At 61.2% G+C, this 20,121-nt stretch carries 10 protein-coding genes and 4 pseudogenes; 10 read left to right on the top strand and 4 right to left on the bottom strand.

Annotation, left to right across the window (positions count from 1 at the left end; all coding sequences use genetic code 11):
• The 3 genes and pseudogenes from rlxS to EOA36_RS05675 form a co-directional block, all read left to right on the top strand.
• The coding region (rlxS, locus tag EOA36_RS05665) for a relaxase/mobilization nuclease RlxS (protein ID WP_127275970.1) at positions 1 to 1,749 on the top strand (1,749 nt) is incomplete at its 5' end.
• Between the two features lie 355 nt (positions 1,750 to 2,104).
• On the top strand, positions 2,105 to 3,091 hold the full coding sequence (locus EOA36_RS05670; protein WP_126057775.1) for an ATP-binding protein: 987 nt from the start codon (positions 2,105 to 2,107) through the stop codon (positions 3,089 to 3,091).
• A gap of 17 nt (positions 3,092 to 3,108) precedes the next feature.
• Positions 3,109 to 5,577: pseudogene (locus EOA36_RS05675) on the top strand (S8 family peptidase).
• 232 nt (positions 5,578 to 5,809) lie between these two features.
• On the opposite strand, the gene EOA36_RS05680 reads toward EOA36_RS05675, so the two are convergent.
• The 4 genes from EOA36_RS05680 to EOA36_RS05695 are packed head-to-tail and all read right to left on the bottom strand — an operon-like array spanning position 5,810 to position 8,734.
• A complete protein-coding gene (locus EOA36_RS05680) occupies positions 5,810 to 7,339 on the bottom strand; it encodes an E2 ligase fold family C protein (RefSeq protein WP_126057776.1) in 1,530 nt (509 codons plus the stop codon).
• Between the two features lie 3 nt (positions 7,340 to 7,342).
• Positions 7,343 to 7,831, bottom strand: coding sequence for a Mov34/MPN/PAD-1 family protein (locus EOA36_RS05685; RefSeq protein WP_126057777.1), 489 nt, complete (start codon positions 7,829 to 7,831; stop codon positions 7,343 to 7,345).
• Positions 7,828 to 8,445 (bottom strand): putative metal-binding protein, encoded by a 618-nt coding sequence (locus EOA36_RS05690; protein ID WP_126057778.1) that lies wholly within the window; start codon positions 8,443 to 8,445, stop codon positions 7,828 to 7,830. The genes EOA36_RS05685 and EOA36_RS05690 overlap by 4 nt, the downstream gene beginning before the upstream one ends.
• Positions 8,438 to 8,734 carry a DUF2604 domain-containing protein gene (locus tag EOA36_RS05695; RefSeq protein WP_126057779.1) on the bottom strand — a complete coding sequence of 99 codons (297 nt, stop codon included), beginning with the start codon at positions 8,732 to 8,734 and terminating at the stop codon, positions 8,438 to 8,440. The genes EOA36_RS05690 and EOA36_RS05695 overlap by 8 nt, the downstream gene beginning before the upstream one ends.
• A 311-nt stretch (positions 8,735 to 9,045) precedes the next feature.
• On the opposite strand from EOA36_RS05695, the pseudogene EOA36_RS37695 reads away from it, so the two are divergent.
• The 7 genes and pseudogenes from EOA36_RS37695 to EOA36_RS05725 form a co-directional block, all read left to right on the top strand.
• A pseudogene (locus tag EOA36_RS37695) lies at positions 9,046 to 9,285 on the top strand (hypothetical protein); the annotation flags it as partial.
• A pseudogene (gene fni / locus EOA36_RS05700) lies at positions 9,274 to 10,197 on the top strand (type 2 isopentenyl-diphosphate Delta-isomerase); the annotation flags it as partial. The pseudogenes EOA36_RS37695 and fni, both read left to right, overlap by 12 nt.
• Positions 10,198 to 10,712: 515 nt before the next feature.
• Positions 10,713 to 13,019, top strand: coding sequence for a S9 family peptidase (locus EOA36_RS05705; protein WP_126080685.1), 2,307 nt, complete (start codon positions 10,713 to 10,715; stop codon positions 13,017 to 13,019).
• An 833-nt stretch (positions 13,020 to 13,852) separates the two neighbouring features.
• Positions 13,853 to 17,059 carry a Ulp1 family isopeptidase gene (locus tag EOA36_RS05710; protein ID WP_245464254.1) on the top strand — a complete coding sequence of 1,069 codons (3,207 nt, stop codon included), beginning with the start codon at positions 13,853 to 13,855 and terminating at the stop codon, positions 17,057 to 17,059.
• Between the two features lie 206 nt (positions 17,060 to 17,265).
• Positions 17,266 to 19,290, top strand: coding sequence for a conjugal transfer protein TraG (locus EOA36_RS05715; protein WP_024502848.1), 2,025 nt, complete (start codon positions 17,266 to 17,268; stop codon positions 19,288 to 19,290).
• A 116-nt stretch (positions 19,291 to 19,406) separates the two neighbouring features.
• Positions 19,407 to 19,820, top strand: coding sequence for a CopG family transcriptional regulator (locus EOA36_RS05720; RefSeq protein WP_095488561.1), 414 nt, complete (start codon positions 19,407 to 19,409; stop codon positions 19,818 to 19,820).
• Positions 19,817 to 20,121: pseudogene (locus tag EOA36_RS05725) on the top strand (Flp pilus assembly complex ATPase component TadA); the annotation flags it as partial. The gene EOA36_RS05720 and the pseudogene EOA36_RS05725, both read left to right, overlap by 4 nt.

Genomic DNA, 20,121 nt, shown 5'->3' on the forward strand with positions numbered 1-20,121 from the left:
GTCGTCAAGGCGCGGATCGTCAAGCTCGCCGGCAAGGGCGCGGACGGGGCGCGTGCGCACCTGCGCTATCTGCAGCGCGACGGCGTCACCCGCGAGGGCGAACCTGGCGAGCTCTATGGCGCCGACAGCGACCGCGTCGACGGCAAGGCGTTCCTCGATCGCGCAAACGGCGACCGGCATCAGTTCCGCTTTATCGTGGCACCCGAGGACGGCATCGAGTACGAGGACCTCAAGCCGCTCACCCGGCGCCTTATGGCGCAGATGCAAGAAGACCTCGGCACGAAGCTCGACTGGGTGGCCGTCGACCATTTCAACACCGGCCATCCGCACAGCCATATCATCGTTCGCGGCAAGGACGACCGCGGCGACAATCTCGTCATCGCGCGTGAGTATATTTCGAGCGGCATCCGCGAGCGCGCCGCCGAGCTGGTCAGCCTCGATCTTGGTCCACGCACCGATCGCGAGATCGAGCAGCGCCTGCGCCAGGAAATCGAGCAGGAACGCTTTACCAGCATCGACCGTCGGCTGCTCAGCATTCGGGATGATGACGGCCTGGTCTCGCCGGGCGGTCCCGACGCCATTCGCCAGACGCTGCACCAGGGACGGCTGCGCAAGCTCGAGCGGATGGGTCTGGCCGCGGAGGTCGGCGCTGGCTCCTGGCGCCTCGACGATGAGCTCGAAGCCACGCTGCGCCGCACCGGCGAACGCGGCGACATCATCAAGACCATGCACCGCGAACTGACCGGCAAGGGGCTTGCCCGCAGGGCCGCCGACTGGGTGATCCACGATCGATCCGGCGAGCCCGTCCAGTCTCTCGTCGGTCGCGTTGTCGCGCGTGGACTGGCCGACGAGATCAATGACCGCCATTACATGATCGTCGACGCCGTCGACGGTAAGAGCCATTGGATCAACATCGGTAGAGGCGAGGCGATGGAAACGATGCCTAATGGCTGCATCGTGCGTGTCGCGCCAAGGAACACCGAGCCGAGGCAGGTCGATCGTACCATCGCCGAAATCGCCGCCGCGCATGGCGGCCGTTACGACGTCGATATGCACCTGAAGCATGACCCATCCGCCACCGAGAGCTTTGCGCGAACGCATGTGCGGCGGCTGGAGGCGATCCGCCGCGCGACCGGCGGCGTCGAGCGAGAGCCGAACGGCACCTGGCTCATCGCGCCGGACCATCTCGATCGCGTCGCGAATTATGAGGGCCAGCGGGCCAGGGCCGAGCCTGTCGTTGCCGACAAGCTCTCCTCAATGGCGCTGGAGCGACAGGTCAGCTTCAACGGCGCCACCTGGCTCGACCGGGAGCTGGTTGCCGATAGACCCGAGCCTTTGCACGGATCCGGCTTCGGCCGCGACGTGAGAGAGGCGCAAGCTCGCCGGCGGCAGTGGCTGATCGCGCAAGGCCTCGCGCATAAAGAACAGGATGGGATCGTCTATCGAGCCAACATGCTTTCGATCCTGCGCCAGCGAGAACTGAACCGTGTTGCTGGCCAACTGTCGGAGGAACTTGGCCTGCCCTATGCCGAAGCGCGATCCGGAGGACGAGTAGAGGGTACGCTCCGCCGCTCCGTCGAGCTTGCCAGCGGAAAATATGCCGTCGTTGAAAAGTCGCGCGAGTTCACGCTGGTGCCATGGCGGCCGGTGCTTGAGCGCCATGTGGGCAAGGAGGTCTCCGGTGTCGTAAGTGGGGAGGGGATTTCATGGACCGTCGGCCGGCAAAGGAGCGGACCTGGTGTTTCGTGAGATGGTGTACAGCTTTTTAGCCAGCGGCGCGGGCAGCCATGCGAGCCCGCGTAGACCTTATGGCCGCACGCCCGCAATCGGTCGCATGGACCTGCCAGGCGGGGCGGCTTTGGAGCGTTCGGACCCGACACGCTGCGTGAGTGGCCAGACTTCGAGCGCTCGAAGATGCGGACTGTTGTCTGCTGGCCGGCGTTATTCCGGCTGGCCTATGACCGCGGCGCAACAGTTCACCGCTGAAGTTGCCACGGGCGAACATCGACAAGAGAAAAAACACCATTGCGCGATACAAATCGCCGTTGAAAGCGTTTAGGTTGCATGCGCTTCGCCAAGTAAACGGATACCCCAGAAGAGAGCCATGACCACGGCCCGCCATATCGTGACGCTGCTTAAAAGCCACATTGCCGGCGACGAGGATCGTTTCCTCTCTATCGCGATGCAGCTTGCTGCGCATGAGGCACGTCAAGGCCATGGTAAGCTTGCTCAGGAGCTCAAGGATCTGGTCGACGCAGCCAAGAGCAGGGACGCCCGGATTGTCAAGAGCAGTCGGCCGGTTCCCCTTTTTCAGCCAAAGGGCGAGCTCGCAGGGCTCCTGCATGTGCGCTATCCGGACCTGCGACTGACCGACATGATTTTGCCGGACAGTCTGCGCTCGCGCCTGCACCGCGTGCTGGGAGAGCAGCGCCAACAAGCAAGCTTGCGCGAGCACGGGCTTGTTCCCCGTCGCAAACTGCTTCTGGTCGGCCCGCCAGGATCAGGCAAGACGATGACCGCATCGGCATTGGCCGGGGAGCTTCATCTGCCCCTTTTCACGATCGTCCTCGATGGTTTGATCACCAAGTTCATGGGAGAGACTGCCGGAAAGCTGCGGCTTGTTTTTGATGCAATGCAGGCGACGCGGGGCGTCTACTTCTTTGACGAATTCGATGCCATCGGCGCGCGTCGAGGCGAACGCCAGGATGTTGGCGAGATTCGGCGCGTGCTGAATTCGTTTCTGCAGTTTCTCGAGCAAGACGACAGCCACAGCCTGATTATTGCGGCAACAAATCATCCCGAGCTGCTCGACAGAGCTTTGTTCCGCCGTTTCGACGATGTCATCGAATACGCCGTGCCCGATCGGCCGATTATAGAGGCGCTGCTTCGGGCTCGACTCGACCGCTTCGACACCAGAGGGCTTGCCTGGAACGAGGCGATCTCTCAGGCAGAGAGACTGTCGCAGGCCGAGATCACGCGCGCGGCCGACGACGCTGCAAAAACCATCATATTGCGGGGGGGGAAGCGGATCACCTCGGAAGCGCTCATCGACGCTCTGAAGGAACGCCGGCAGGCGTCGCTGTTTGAGTAGCGACAGCACAGATCATAATGGCAGACGATTTTCCGCGCGACCGCGCCCATATCCACCTTCGCAACAACGGCATTCGGGAAGCCTATCGGCGGCCCAACCAACTTATACATGCACCGCCGCTGCCGGCGCGTGATCGGGCGTCGCATGCTGCGGCCTTGACGCAATCCATCGAACAAGCGGTCGAAAGTGCACGCCAGCAGATTGCGGCGCGTGACCCCCAGCTGTCGGTCGGCACGCCTGGCTTTTACCTCGCGATCGATCTGCCCATGTCCGGACGGGCGGCCCTCGACCAGTTGGCCGATCGTCGCCAGCACATGGAGCTGGTCGCCGTCCATGAGCCAACTCAACCCGGTGCTCCCATCACAGCGTCGGTGTTCCTGCCGCAAAGCGCGCAAGCCTATTATTTGCGGAAAGTCGAGGCGTATCGAGACGTTGATACTGACCGCGGCAGACCGCGCAACGAGCCGCTCGTCTCCCGCATGGAGACAGTCAGGCTGGCGACTGCACGATCGTTGTTTACCGACCACGACGACCTCTTCCCCCAGGCCGCTGACGAGCAGGTGTGGTGGGAAGTCTGGCTGCGCGACGGTCGCCGCGAGAACTTCGAGCACATTGCCGAAGCCCTGAACATCACTTTGCGCACGCATGCGGTTAGGTTTCCGGAGCGGGTGGTCATGCTGGCCCTCGCCAGCACGGCAATGCTCGACCGCATGATTGCGCACAGCGATGTCGTCGCCGAGCTGCGGCGCGCGAAGGATACGCCGTCCTTCTTCCTGGGCCTTGGCGGCGCGGAGCAAAGGGACTGGAGCGACGAGCTTCTCGGGCGCGTCAGACCGCCTCAATCCGATATTGCGGTCTGCATTCTCGACAGCGGCGTGCGTCGCACCCACCCGTTGATCGAACCCGCACTTGCCGTTTAAGACTGGCACACCGTCAAACCGGCATGGGGCAGCGACGACACACCTGCGTGGAGCGGCCACGGGACGCGAATGGCAGGTGTCGGCCTGTACGGTGATCTGGTCCCGCTCCTGGTCGGAGGCGATCCAGTTCCATTGCCCTTTCGGCTGGAGAGTGTTCGTATCCTTCCGCCAGAAGACGAGGCAAACGATCCAGAACTCTATGGCGCGATCACCGCGGAAGCGATCGCCCGCGCCGAGGTGCAGGCGCCGGAGCGCCGCCGCGCGATCGCAATGGCTGTGACAAGCGCCAGTCCGGCGCGTGGAAGGCCCACATCGTGGTCTGCCGCTATCGACCAACTCTGTTTCGAAGAGGAACAGCGACGCTTGATCGTTCTCTCTGCCGGCAACATCGGCGATGACCTCATGCCGGCCGAGCATTTGACGCGCAACGATCTGGAAGCAGTCGATGATCCTTCTCAGGCCTGGAATGCGCTGACGGTCGGCGCTTTCACAGAAAAGGTCGATATCATTGACACCGACTTTTCGGGCTACGCTCCGATCGCGCCGGTCGGCGAGCTCTCGCCGCGCAGTCGCACTTCGGTCGTTTGGGACAGGCAGTGGCCGGTGAAGCCCGAGGTCGTCTTCGAAGGCGGCAATCTCGCCCATGACGGTGTGTTGCCCGGCGAGCCGATCGACGATCTGCAGATATTGACCACTTTCTGTCGACCCGAACTGCGCCACTTCACCACCCTCGGAGATACGAGCGCGGCAACGGCCCATGCCGCACGGATGGCGGGACTAATTCTATCAGCGCGCCCCGAGCTGTGGCCTGAATCGGTTCGCGCCCTGATCGTCCACTCGGCCGAATGGACTCCGGCGATGCGCGCACGCATCGATGCGTGCAACGGAGCGAAGGGCGAGATCCAGGCGCTCGTGCGGCGCTATGGTTACGGCGTGCCAGATCTTGGGCGCGCGCTTCTGTCAACGGTGAACGACCTCACGCTTATCGTTGAAGATGAGCTTCAGCCTTTCCAGCGCGAGGGCGGCGCGGCTGCCAAAACGCGTGACATGAAGCTGCATCGCCTGCCTTGGCCGAAGGAGCAGCTCGCGGCGCTCGGCGCTGCCCAGGTCGAGCTCCGCGTCACGCTGTCCTATTTCATCGAACCCAACCCCGGTGAACGCGGATGGACCCGCCGGCATCGTTACGCGTCCCATGGTCTTCGGTTCAGAGTAAAGTCAGCGACCGAGACAGTCGACGAATTCCGAGCCCGCATCAATCAGGCCGCTCGGGACGAGGAGGAAGGGGCGCCTGCTGGAGGCGGAGAAGAGTGGCTGCTCGGCACCTTCCGCGATCGCGGCTCGTTGCACGCCGATTTCTGGTCGGGCAGCGCCGCCGATCTCGCCGAGCGTGACGCGATCGGCGTGTTCCCGGTCGGGGGCTGGTGGAAGGAGAAGCCTTACCTGGAACGCGTCGACGCTCTGGCTCGGTACGCCCTGATTGTGACGATTCGGGCGCCTGGGGTCGATGTTGACATCTTCACACCCGTCGAAGCAGCCCTGACTGTCGAGACGTCGGTCGAGACCTGATGCAGCACTGTCCAAACCGGCCAACAACGGAGGTTTGACCAGCCTCTGGTGCCATGGCGGCTGGTGCTGGATCATCACGTCGGCACGGGATCATGCGCGGAGGACGATAGGCCGGCAAAGGAGCGGGCCAAGCGTGTCATAATGGCGCCCATGGTCACGCCCACAAGCCGCGCCCCCTGCGTCTACGGAGAGGTGCGCGTCTGCTTAGGCGGCCGAGACATCGCTTACCTGATCAACGCGCTCCGTATTTGCGCCTGTAAGCGGCAATGAAATCGTCGTCGCTACAGATGCAGCGGCCGCTGGAGTCCTTGGCCTTCGGATCGTGCAAGTGAGAGCCAAGGGGGCGCAGAAGATTCACCCGAGTGCTCGTCGTCGGGCTCATGGGAAACCCCGCACTATGCTTGACCAAATCCGCGGCAAGCATAATCCCGGCAAGCACCGACTGAAAGGCCATCGGAACCACAGTTCGAACGCGGCGACTTCCTTCGCTAAGCTGGAACACCAGACCGCCGCAGATAGCCTGCTGATAAAAGGAGCGCAGGGGCTGGCCGACAAACGGGGCTAGCGGTTCAAACGGCACAGCCATCGCTGTAGCCACGCGAACTACAAAGTCGTTGGGAACTCCGGCATTTGTCTGCAGGAGCGTTTTCACCTGCTCGTGTGCTTCCGGTATTCCGAGTTCCTCGGCAATCAGCTGGTGCTCGTCCTTGGATTTTCCGGATGGCAGGTACATGCAACAAAGGCAAGCCTGGCCGTCATCGAAACCATGCCGGGAGATACCGAGATCGTGCTCCTGCATCCAAGCGTTTGCGATCCATCGCGGCAGTGCACCTTGGACAGCCAGACGGTCGGCGGCGGTGTCAAGCGCCACACCCACTTGGTCTAAGACCCAATTGCCCCGGCGCGCAACATATTCTGCCCACGTCAGAGGGTGCGCCTCGACCTCAAGGCCAGTCGATCTAAGGGCGGTGGCTGCAAGAACCGCCTTGGACATACCAATCTCCGCCTGGCCGGCCAATGCGTAGCGCTGCAGGTTTGAGAGTTCGATCGCTTCGTGATCGATTACATGCAGACGACCCTTGAGATCGGGTTGTCTCGCTAGCGCCCAAAGCGAGCCATGGCCTATCGCACCGAGCCCAACGAGGTGGGTTTCGCCAAGGTCGACTGGGAAGTCGATCGGGCCAGCCTCCCCGGCTTTGGTCTTGTCGTAGCTGCATAGCGAGAGGTCGATGGTTTCGTCCAACTCGGCGCCGGTCAACTGGGCGGCGAAGATAGTTCGAAAGACGTTGGCGGCGCCGAAGCAACTGGCGGCGCCAGCTCCAAAAGGCAGCAGACTTGGGCCAGAGCCCACCGGGTCCGTACGCGACAGCTTTGCCGCCCAACCGTCCGATCCCACGAAAAAGATCGGGCACCGGAGTGATGGGCGCGTTACCCCTGCAACGACGCAGACGGTGGCAGACTTGCCGGAACGCCGGATGCCGACTTTTGGATTGATCGACTTTGCCAAGCGCTCCAGCGCTTGGGCTTGAGAGCTCGCCGCGCTGTCCAGCGGGAGTATCGCCAGAACCGGGTAGAGCCTAGCGAGCAATCTCACCGCAAGATCTAGTGTCGCCTGGCCTTCGGCGCAGGAAGCGGCCTGATGGTCGAAGGCGACTGCCACGACCTGCTTTTCAAGAGCTGCTTTGAAGTCTCCCAGATGAAAATCGGCCAGGACCTGAGATGCCGCCGTGGCGGCACGATCGATGAAGTTAGCGAATGCCATTGTTCAACTCGATATCATGATCATTCGCGACAGTGCCGCGGGAGGGAGCGCATTCCATTTGGCCTTTTCGTCAAGCCGATAGGCGGCGACCCGAGCAAAATCGAAAGGCTCGCGGGCGAAATTCGGCACTACCAGCGACAGACACCCAACCGTGGTAGCAACCGCATAAGCGTCGTCCGTCGTCGAATGGTAGGCGCGGCCCGGATGGCTGTGAATCTGGGCCAAGAGTTTCAGGCCGCTTTTGTAGAGCCAGACATTGAGCCGGTGCAGTTCTTCGGCCGCAACGATCACGCAAACGCCATCGTTTGTCCGAATGTGACGCTGCGCCGGGATAACCGTCTCTGTTACGGCAAAGTGCCGGTCTTGCTGAACGCCGACCCAGAGCGCCATCCCCTCATTGCCTTCGCGACCAACTGAGCGCAGATGCCCATGCGTGGTCGAGATGCAGCCGCGCGGGAGAGTCACGATCGTTACATCTCTCAAACCAGTCATTCTTGTATCGCCTGAGGGGATACCACCATTCCTACGATTGCCGGTGGGAGTTGAATCTGCAACTGCTCTATAGGAATGATTCCGTACTTGATGATCTTGTCCAGGATGAAGGCCAAACAGCCTTCGCCAGAACCCCGATGAAGTAGCCATGGATCACCTGAATGGGCTGGATTGTCGTGGTATTCCCGGACGCCCGCCATGCACAGGAATGGTTCGTCCTCGGGACTGTTGGCCTGGATGAAGTCCGTCAGCGGCACGGCGTTCTGCTGGATGAGAGCTCCTATCATCTCCGGCGGCGTTCCGGGCAGCGGCGGACGTCTAAGCATTTTCAGGTATAGATCTTTCCGGGCAATCGGATGACGCGTAAACGGATCGACGAAGACCACGGACGGTGGTCTTAAGTCGTAGTCGGTGAAGTCGACCTCGCTCGCTGCGCTGATCACCCGTGGTTTTAACTTGAGGCTTGCGAAAATGAAGAAAGCGCGCGGAAAGGTCGCCTCGATCAAGAAGCAGCCCTGAGCCCGATAGACATCAGCATATGGCCGGAACCGGCCGATCTCCCGATCAAACTTCGCTCGGGAGACCTCCGGATCCACACTTTGGGGTTTAGGCACCTGCGACGCCCGCCTTCAGGCTGAGGAACAGGGTCACAGTATTCGGGAAACCGAAATCGCCAAGCTTCTTGTCGACGTCGAGCAAGTTGCCGGCCTCATCCTTCAATTCCCAATTCTCGGCTGGTTGGGCGACATTCTGCGTGTTCTCAAGGGCTTTGGTACGAATGACGTGAAGCGGCTGGTTGGGATTGGCTTCGACCTGCGTGGGCTGGCCGTTCACCACCATCGTGATCTCGATCTTGCCCGGCCCGCCGCCGTGATTATCGCCCTTACCCGAATCCTTCGACATTGTCCTACTCCTGTGGCTTGCCAACCGTCCCACGCCCTGGCGCCCACCTGCGAGTGAGACCGGCGGTCTTCAATCGTTCACCCGGCGCCACGGCCGCGAGTACGCGAAAGACAGGGGATAAGCTACCGAATCGGTGCTTGCCTTCTTTTATGGGTGACTTGAGCCGCAAGTAAATGGTCTCAAATTGCTCCTCACAACTATAATCGATTATAGCAATGCGAAAATATTGGCGACACGCCTATTCATCTGCTCTCTCACTCGCCTGCTCCGTGCTTGGCAAGGGGAGCTTTGACTGCGTCACGCGTCCCCCAATCCTGCAACGCATTCACCCGAGCCTGCGCGACACCAGCGCCCGCACCGGCCGTGATCCGCAGAACGAAACGCTGATCGTGGCGTTCTATCGCGAACTGGCGCTGCTGTTCTGGCTAGACGATTGCAACGACGTTGGCCTGATCGCGCCGGAGCAGCTCGCCGCCGTGGAGCAGGCGCTGGGGCACGGCGTACCGTGCGTTCTCTCCGGATTCGAGGGCTGCGCTCAGCTGCGCGCTTCGCTGGTGCTGGATCGGCGAACGGCGCCGGCCACGGTGGCCGCTGGCTGGGAGTACATCCATTTCGAACACTGCGCACTGCCCGAGTTGGACCTGACGCAGATCGACCTGCGCGCCTCGCTGCTGGGCAAGGCTATGCGCGCGCCGCTGCTGATCAGCTCTATGGCCGGCGGCATGCCACGGGCCGAGGCCATCAACCGGCATTTGAGCGAGGCAGCGCAAGCCTTGCGGATCGCCATGTGCGGTTCGCAGCGTGTGAGCCTGCAATCCCGTAACTCCCAGGGGCTAACGCGCGCGCTGCGCCGCCTGGCGCCAGACATTCCCTTGCTGGCCAATATCGGCGCCGCGCAACTGCGGGAGGCCGACGGCCTGGACCTGGCGCGTCGCGCGGTGGACGCGCTGGAGGCCGATGGGCTCATCGTCCATCTCAATCCGCTGCAGGAAGCGGTACAGCCGGGAGGGCGACCGCGACTGGCGCGGCGTCCTGGCGCTGATCGCTGGCGCCGCGCGCATCGTGGGCGTGCCGATCGTGGCCAAGGAAGTGGGGGCGGCCTGTCCGCCTCGGTGGCCTGTGCGCTCGTCGAGGCGGGCGTGGCGGTAATCGATGTCGCCGGCGCCGGCGGCACCAGTTGGGCCGCAGTGGAGGGCGAGCGCGCCCGCAATGCCGCCGACCGTGCAGTGGCGATGTCATTCGCCAATTGGGGGATTCCCACCCTGACCAGCGTGCAGGCGGTGCGTCGGGCGCTGCCAACGGTGAAGCTGATCGCGTCGGGCGGGATCCGCGATGGCGTCGACGTGGCCAAGGCCATCCGCCTGGGCGCGGACATCGCCGGGCAGGCGGCCAGCGTGCTGGGCGCGGCGACAGTGTCCACCGAGGCCGTTGTCGCGCATTTCGAGATCGTCATCCGCCAGTTGTTGGGTCACCATCAAACCAATTTGACGCCCCGGGACAATATCGTCCGGCATTGTCCGGTGTGCGACGATGTTGGGGATGCGACATAGGCGGATTGCCGTGTATTAAACCGCTTTTCCTTTGGCACGCATATTGCGCCCTATCGGTAAACCTCGTCATGGGCCGGCGGCAATCGCTCGGAGATTGTCGAAATAGCACAATCTGCCGGGGTGACATCCGGCCCGACTAGAGCAGGACCTTTCAGATGATGCAGAAAAGCAAGCGGCCATACTCGCGGGGAAATAGTCGCGTCAGGGCTGCATGGACGCTCTTTCCTGGTTGTTTCGGCGACGGACGCCAACTCTTCAATCGGCACCCGAACCAGTGCCTGGATGTCCAAGGAGCGCCCCTGTTGCGCGTGCCTGGCTGCACCCGCGTGCTGGCTCTCCTCCAAGGCGACGCTCGGCGCTGCTGCAGACCGGCGACGAGAACCCAACTTCAAAATTAGCATTCCGAAAACCGAAAGAAGTGAACAGGTATGTCCAGGATCGGCGCTTTGACGCGCGCGGCATGGCGATCGGCAACTCAGACGCTGGCCAAGGGTTCGAAAAGTTTACACCCGACGCTAGCGCCGGCCGATTTCAAGCGCGCACTTACGATCAACGATCGATATGGCGGGCTCACTGTCAATGTCCCCAAAATGCCTTTCTGGCTGACCGGGGGTGAAGCCTTCGTCTACCGCCGGACTAGCCACGGCGAGCAGCAGTTCATGCAGGTCGATGCTGCCACGGGTTTCAAGCGGCCCGCTTTCGATCAGGCGCGTCTGGCGGCAGCGCTAAACAAGGTGAGCCATGAGAGCTATCAAGCCGGCAATCTTCCGTTCGACCGTTTCGAACTGAGTGAGGATGGTCGCAGGCTCGACTTCCAGATTGAAGACACCCGGTGGAGCTGCGACCTTGCAAGCTATGACTGTACCAGCACCACATTCGATGCAAGGAAAGGGGACCGTAGGGAGCTCAGCCACCGCTACACGCCGCCAGCGGAGAACAACCCCGACAAGAGCAACGCGTCGCCCGACGGCAAATGGATCGCCTATATCAAGAACTGCAACGTTTTCCTGCGCAGCGAGGACGGATTGCAGGATGTTCCTCTGAGCCGGGACGGAGCCGAAGGCAATTGCTACGTCTTTTCGACGCTGAGCTGGTCGCCGGACTCGCGCCACCTCGCCGCTTACCTTGTTCGCCCCGGCTATAGGCGAGAGGTCCGCTACCTCAATTCATCGACGGACCAGTTGGAGCGGGAATATTCAACAATATTCTATCCCAGGCCGGGCGATGTCCTTCCGCTGCCCCAACCAGTCCTGTTCGACATTGCCGGCCGGCGCCAGATCGTGATTGACGGTGCCCTCTTCTCGAACGTCTTCGAACTTTCCCCTCTCCGGTGGTGGGCGGACAGCCGCGGCTTCACTTTCGAATATAACCAGCGCGGGCATCAGCTCTATCGCTTGGTCGAGGTAGACGCCGCCTCGGGCCGCGGGCGCTCCCTGATCGATGAGACCAGCGAGACATTCGTGGATTATTTGCCGCTGGGGCATGGCCAGGAGGATGCCGGAAAAATCTTCCGTTACGATGTCGATGACGGGAAGGAGATCATCTGGGCATCAGAGCGCGACGGGTATGAGCATTTGTATCTTTTCAACGGCCGGACAGGCGCGCTCGAAAACCAGATCACCCGAGGTGAGTGGGTCGTCCGGAGGGTCAACCATGTCGATCCGGTGAAGCGTCAGATCTGGTTCGAGGCGAGCGGGATGAACTCGCAGGAGGACCCCTATTGGGTCCATGCTTACCGCATCGGCTTTGACGGCAAGGGACTGACTGCACTGACGCCCGAACCGGCCAACCACCATATCGAGTTCTCGCCTGACAGGCGCTATTATGTCGATCTCTGGTCACGCATCGATCTGCCCCCGCGCATGGCACTCTACCGCGCCAGCGACAATGCCAAGCTCCAGCAGATCGAGACGGCCGACATTTCCGAGCTCGTCGCCGCAGGCTGGCAGCCGCCGCTCAGTTTCCATTCCAAGGGGCGCGACGGCAAAACTGACATCTGGGGTGTGCTCCACCTGCCAGCCAACTTCGACCCGACGAAGAAATACCCGGTTGTGGAGAATATCTATGCTGGACCCCACGGCTCCTTCGTCCCAAAATCCTTCTCGCGGTGGACAGAGCCGCTCACGCAGCTGGGCTTCGTCGTTGCTCAGATCGACGGCATGGGCACCAACAACCGCTCCCGCGCCTTCCATGATGTTGCTTGGAAGAATCTGAAGGACGCAGGATTTCCCGATCGCATTCTGTGGCACAAGGCGGCGGCCGCGCAATATCCATGGTACGACATATCCAACGTCGGCATTTTTGGCGCATCCGCCGGCGGCCAGAGTGCAGTCAGCGCGCTGCTCTTTCACCCCGATTTCTACAAGGTCGCCGTCGCCAAAAACGGCTGCTTCGACAACAGGATAGACAAGACCTGGTGGAATGAACTGTGGATGGGGTGGCCGGTCGGCATTGAATATTCGCAATCCTCCGCCGTTGACAATGCTCACAGGCTGCAGGGCAAGCTGATGATCGCGGTCGGCGAAATGGATGATAATGTCGATCCGTTTTGCTCGTTCCAGCTTGCCGATCGACTCATCAAGGCAGGAAAAGATTTTGACATTGTCTACGTTCCTGGTGCCAATCACCATACTCTAGGCACCTACACCGAGCGCAAACTCCTAGACTTCTTCGTTCGCAACATTCTCGGTCAGACCCCGCCCGACTGGAACAGCAAACCGATCGAGCTGGAGTAGCTTGTGGCTCTTGCAATTGTTAGCTCGCCTTATCGGCTGTAATCAGGGCGAGGCGCGAGCAAATCTGCACCGAAGGACGATCGTGGAGTCTAGGACTTGCGCTGCGTATTGAGGATAGGCTCGCCGCGACGTTGGTCTGAGCAAACTGCTTGATAGGCACGCCTGCAGACCGCGTGTGTGCGATTGCAAGATCCCCTATCAGCCTGGTGTGAAGCGTTCAGGGGAAAAGCCGCACCCAACGCCGCTTCCGCTCGCCGTAACGCTACGGCGGTGCGGCCCACCCGATCCGCTCGACGAGCATAGGAACACATAGGTCCCCGAACGGACGATTACCTTGGCAATAGAAGACCCTCGTCGGTCATCGCCGCTGTGGGTGGCAGCCCGTCGGTCTGGAGCTGCCACGATTCTCATCCTCGCGTCACATATGAGCTGAAGCTTTCCGGATCGGGTATCCAATCGGCATCCAGTTGCTCGGCGATATGGTTGAATTCTACCTCAGGACAAGAGTGAGTAGAGCAGCCCCGCTACGAAAATCCTATCCTGGTTCGTTTGACGCATCGACTATTCAGATTGATTGGCGTGATACCCGGCGCGGCCGCAACACGCTAGGCCGTCAACCGCTGAGCAGAAAACCAGCCTTCGCCTTCCGCGGCGGCGGACCTCGTCAGCCTTTCGAAAGCTTGCCTGAGTAGGTTGCTCATGTGATCTGTGGAAGTGAGGCTAGCGTGCACCCGTACAAACTGGACATTCATCGTAGCAGCTTGGCTGCAGGTGCAGCACGCCGTACCGCACGAGCAAGCGGACAAGCCGGCCAAGCCGGTTTTGAGCAGCACTTGGGCGAATTGCAGGCGGCGGATGAGTTGATGAGTGCACCAGGCGAGGATGTCCTCGTCAATGGCTCGCATGGCAAAGGTGAGTTGAGACCAACGAAGAGGCAGAGGATCCAAAGCAATCTGCAGCATGCTGTCACTGAGCGGCAACCAGGTCAGGTTGGTGACTCAGGCGCTCGCGCGATGATGCAACTCCCTGCCCATCAGGTGGGTACATCGGAACGGGAGGCGCAGCTCGCGATGCAGGGGGATGAGCACGAATACACCCCAGCGCCGCATCTCGATGGGTCGATGCCCTCGACAGTGCAGCCGGATCGTCCAATTGTGGCCCCCGACGGTGCCGACAAGCGTCCTGTTTATTCCAACGATGCCACCGCCATCGAAGGGCTGAAGTCTGCACTCCTTGCGGGTAAAGCCAGGCCGGACACGGTCACTCGCAGCGCAAATTCTCTTTTCGGCTTTAGTCGTTGGCTCTTTCAAAACAAAAAGCCAGGGTTTGCTGCTCGGCTTTACCATCCGTCGCTGAGCCAGGATCTCGAGGAGTACGAGAGTAGGGGTGGTTCCTCCACAGTGGCTGGCGCACTGCGTCAACTGATGAAGCCGATAGGCGGAGCCGCCCCGATTGTGGGTCGCGCTGTCCTGAACCCCCATCCTGACGACGCCGCGCTCACTAGACATTTCAGATCCGCGAGCGGCTACGCAACTGCTCTTAACCATTTCAGTCATTACCTACGTCAAAATGACAAGCTCGGGATTGCGGGCCGGATTTACGATGAATCGCTGGATAAAGATGTTGAGAGCTACAAGGCCGCCTCCTCTACTCGTGGAGCTCCGATCGAATCTGCACTGGTTTATATCCGCAAGCACCCGCCGCGCGTTATACTCGGGAGTCATCTGGAAAACGCGGTCAGCATGGAGGCTCGTCCCCGTGGCGACGCTGCTCAGCATACCGCACCACAGCAGGGATTCGATTGGCCAGAGGAGCTCCTGCCGGTAGGTTATAAGGAGGGCACCGATCTACCATTGTCTCTCGCCCCAACCGCGCACCAACACCAAGCACCCGACTTTGGAGAGGCCGTCCCTCACTTGAACTGGCGCCACGGCGACCAGGGCGCCCCGGAGGGGCTGGTAGCTGCACGGGACAGGAGCAGCCCGCTGCCAAGCGAGGCGGTGCCACATAAATCTGGACGGGGACTCGCTACGCAGCCCAGATTGTGGGCGGAGAAATCCGCCTCGCCAGAGCTCTTTCGACGGCGGGCGGAGCAGGCTCTGCCGGCGTCCGCCAGAGGTGTGGAGACATCCTCCGCGGTTGATGAAGCCGCCGCTCGCCAAGCTTTGGCTTGGTTGCAGCAGGAGATGGAGGGGATCGAACCGATGCAGGATCCTCATAAGGTGGCTACACCGGAATCTGAGGCGCAGCTCGTCAGGCAGAGGGATGAACACGAATCCACCCCAGCACCGCATCCCGGAGGTGGTGGTTCGATGTCCTCGACAGTGCAGCCGGATCGTCCAATTGTAGTCCCCAACGGTTCCGACAAGCGTCCTGTCTATTCCAACGATGCGACCGCTATCGAAGGGCTGAGGGCAGCATTCCACGCGGGTAAGGCCAGCGCGAACACGGTCACTTTCAATGTAAATTCTCTTTTCGGCTTTAGTCGGTGGCTCCTTCAAAACAACAAGCCAGGGTTTGCTGCTCGGCTTTACCATTCGTCGCTGGATCAGGATCTCAAGGAGTACGAGAGTACGGGTGGTTCCTCCACCGTGGCTGGCGCACTGCGTTACCTCAAGAAGTCGACAAGCGGAGCCCCGATTATGGGTCGCCCTCTCGTGATCCCCTATCCTGACGATGCCGAGCTCATTAGAGATTACAGAGCCGCTTCGACCAAGGAGTACCTGGCAGCGCCTGCGACCGGACGGAATCCAGATACCGTGGGCGGCTATACAAATTTTCTTAGACATTTTAGCCAGTATCTGCGTCAAAATAACAAGCCTGGGATTGCCGCTCGGATTCACGACAAATCGCTGGATAAAGATGTTGAGAGCTTCAAGGCTGTCTCCTATGGTAATAGACTAAGTATCGGTTCTGCATTGGCTCACCTCCGGGATATCCTGCCGCGCATTGTGCTCGGGCGCGAAACTGTCCTTGCTGCTCATCCGGCAGACGCAGTCACCAGGCGCGTTGGGGCCGCTGCTGAAGCTGGGCCAGCGGCACCGGCAAGAGCTCCCCAACCCGCCTCGCCAGCAACCGCTAAGCTGCCAGGCACCTACCGCGGCCTTCCACTGGTTGATGTGACCACACTGACGACCAGTTCCTCTGGGGCTCAGATCGGGGCGCTCGATCCGACAGCCCCGTCCAACGTTGCAACGGGGCGGGTGCTCGGCGCCGCCGAATGGCTGAGCGACGCCCATGTCCAGAGAGATTACAATTTGCTGGAGCGGCAACTGCAGGGGATCAATCCGGCGCTCGCTGCCCGGACTCGGCTGGTGGATCCTTCCGTATCCCATCTACTGCGACACACGTCGCCGCAAGACGCTCGAGGCATATTGCAGTCCATCTATAATCAAAACAACGCCACAGCCGACTTCCTGTTCTTGCCAGTGAATAATGGCACGGCTACTAGCCCCGGCACCCATTGGTCGCTGCTGCTCGTTGATCGCCGCGACCCCGAAAGGCGGTTCGCCTATCACTACGACTCCCTCCAGCGAGAGGGATATAACGACGTGCCTGCAAAACAGCTCGCAGGACTGCTGAATGCTACCTTGGCGCCAGCCCCCATGGCCAGACAGACGAACCATTATGATTGCGGCGTATTTGTCCTGGAGGGCACGTGGGCGCTGGTTGAACGATTGGTGAAAGGGCAGCGGCCAGACCACGAGCCGCTGCCCCTCGACAACCTCGTTGCCGATCGGCAGGCGCTGCAAGACCGGCTAAGGAGGCGCTTGCCGCACGAGGAAGAGCCGCGGCAGCTGCTGGAGGATGAACCCGCCTCCCCACCGATGATGGCGTTCGAGCCAGGGGAACTGCGGCAACTGTTGGAAGACGAGCCTGCCTCCCCACCAATGATGGCGTTCGAGTCAGGGGAACTGCGGCAACTGTTGAATGATGAGCCTGCCTCCACTTGGGCACAAATCAATTCGACCCCACATGCGCGAGCGGACGGTGTTCATCAGCCAGCCCAGGCGCCCTGGCTCCCTGAACGCAGAAGATAACTTTGCGGAGGAGCGGTCACGCAACTGTCGGCGGCGCCGGGCCTCAGGGTGAATGGAGAGGATGGTGTCGCGTGAAGGCGCAACACGCGTGCTGACCGACCTGCATAGTAGGAAGTCGTTCATTGCTCCCAAATCGTATGTGAGGAACATTCCTGTCCCGGCTGCACCGCGCGATGCTAGGTCGCGTTGTTCAGCGGGCCAAGCCGATGACACCTACGAAGCTACTGATCGGGCAGATCGCCGTTGTGTGCGCAATTGTCATTATCGGCGTATGGACGGCAACCCAATGGTGCGCTCAAATGCTGACCTACCAGACGCCTCTCGGCGCACCATGGTTTCTCTTCGCCGGCTGGCCAATCTACAAGCCGTGGAAGCTGTTTGAATGGTGGTTCCACTTCGATGCTTATGCGCCGGAGGTCTTCGACAAAGCCGGTACGCTTGCAGGCGCCAGCGGATTCCTGGGCTGTGCCGCCGCAATCGCAGGCTCGCTTTTGCGCGCGCGACAGCGCGGGTCGGTTACGACCTATGGGTCTTCACGGTGGGCCACGACTCATGAGGTCGAGACGGCAGGGTTGTTACGGCCGGCGGGCGTTTTCCTCGGTAGGCTGAACGATCGCTATCTGCGCCATGACGGCCCGGAGCACGTCATGGCATTTGCGCCGACGCGTTCGGGCAAGGGCGTGGGGCTGGTTGTTCCAACGCTACTTTCCTGGACCGGGTCTGCCATCATTCATGATATAAAAGGCGAAAATTGGCAGTTGACCTCCGGCTGGCGGTCGAAATTCTCGTACTGCCTTCTGTTCAATCCGACCGACCCGAGATCGGCACGCTACAACCCGCTGCTGGAGGTGCGCAAAGGCCCAGATGAGATCCGGGACGTTCAAAACATCGCCGACATCCTCGTCGATCCCGAGGGCGCGCTGGAGCGACGGAATCACTGGGAGAAGACCAGCCATTCACTCCTAGTTGGCGCCATTTTGCACGTGCTCTACGCTGAAGAGGACAAGACGCTAGCCCGCGTCGCCACCTTCCTGTCGGACCCGCAACGCTCGTTTGCCGCAACGCTACGGCGGATGATGACGACAAACCATCTCGGGACGGGGCATAACCCTCAGGTCCATCCCGTAGTGGCCTCGGCGGCTCGCGAACTCCTGAACAAGTCGGAAAACGAGCGCTCAGGCGTCCTCTCGACCGCCATGTCCTTTCTTGGGCTTTATCGTGATCCAACGGTCGCGGCGGCCACTTCGTCCTGCGACTGGCGCATCGCTGACCTAGTGGATGGAGAGCGACCGCTGTCGCTCTATCTGGTCGTGCCGCCTTCGGATATCTCGCGCACCAAGCCTTTGGTGCGACTGATCTTGAACCAGATCGGCAGGCGGTTGACGGAGCGTCTGGAGGGGGACCCGAAGAAGAGCCGTAAGCATCAGCTGCTCATGATGCTGGACGAGTTTCCGGCGCTCGGTCGCCTCGACTTCTTCGAAACGGCGCTCGCCTTCATGGCAGGTTATGGCATTCGCTCCTATCTGATCGCACAATCTTTGAACCAGGTTTCAAAGGCCTATGGCGAGAACAATGCTATTCTCGACAATTGCCACGTGCGAATTGCCTTTTCCTCCAATGACGAACGCACGGCCAAGCGCATCTCGGATGCCCTCGGCACCGCAACCGAACTTAGGTCGATGCGCAACTATGCGGGCCATCGGCTTGCGCCCTGGCTTTCACATGTCATGGTGAGCCGCCAGGAAACCGCGCGCCCGCTCCTGACGCCAGGCGAGGTGATGCAATTGCCGCCGTCAGACGAATTGGTCCTGGTTTCTGGGTTGCCGCCGATCCGCGCCAAGAAGCTGCGCTATTATCAGGATCAGAATTTCACAGATCGGGTGCTGCCTGCGCCGGTGCTGCACGACGGACCCTATGCGGACTGCCCTGCATCACGCCCGGACGGCTGGACTGGACAAGTGTGCAGCGTCGATAGCCGACTTGCTGCGGACGAGGAAAGCGCCGACGCGCCAGTTGAAGACGAGGGAGGCGTTCAGCAGCAACGCCATCCAAGCCTGCCCGAAGAAGACGTTGTTGTCTCTCAAGAGCCCGATCAGGCCGATCTGTACAAGCCCGCAGACGATGACAGCGAAGCGCTCGCGGACAAGCGTGTCATGGATCGGATTTCCACTGCGGCCCGCGCCTACGGTATCAACGAGGGCAGGGGCGACGATGTCATTCCCGGCTTCTGAAGTCCGCTGAGTTGCAGAGCGCACCTCAGCGTAGATAACGGCCATAAGCAATTTTGAGCGTCTGGCCGATGCTTCTCCCGTCGCCGGCGCAACGCCGGGCCGTCGGAACGAGCCGCATGAAGCCGCACCGCATTCGCCATCAGTTTCTGCTTGAGCCGGAGCTCAGCGAGAAACTGGACAACCTCAGTCGCGATCCGTCAACGACCAAATCAGCGATCGTGGCGAAGGCGATCGAGGCGTTCATCGAGCGGCGTGGCGAGAGCGAGTTCGATCGGCGCTACGGCGTAAGGCTTGACCGGCTCTCCCGCGATCTTGCCCACGTCAGGCGCGATTCCGAGGTGATCCTGGAGAGCCTGGCGCTCTTCATCCGCTTTTCGATCACCCTTCACGCCCACACGCCGGTCCCGGATCGGGCAACGCAGGCTATTGCCCAAGAGCGTTTCGAGAAATTCGTTGAGAAGGTCGGCCGCCAGATCGCTTCCGGCAAAAAGTCGCTTAGCAAAGACAATGGTGGGGGAGGGGAAGGATGAGCTCTCATCCCGAGGCCGACCACCGGCGGCGTGTCATGCTGCGCACCGCCATGGGTCCGGCAATCACCGAAGCCCTGGCCGATCCGTCCGTCATCGAGGTGATGGTCAATCCCGACGGCGCGCTGCGACTCGACCGGTTAGGCGAAGGTCGGGTCGATACCGACGTTCACATGCACCCGTCCGAGGCAGAACGTATCATCCGCCTGGTTGCTTCGCACGTGCGCGCCGAGGCGCACGCCGACAACCCGATCGTCAGTGCCGAATTGCCGTCTGGCGAACGCTTCGAAGGCCTGCTGCCACC

It is taken from the genome of Mesorhizobium sp. M8A.F.Ca.ET.021.01.1.1 (genome assembly GCF_003998025.1).
Classification (GTDB): Bacteria; Pseudomonadota; Alphaproteobacteria; order Rhizobiales; family Rhizobiaceae; genus Mesorhizobium.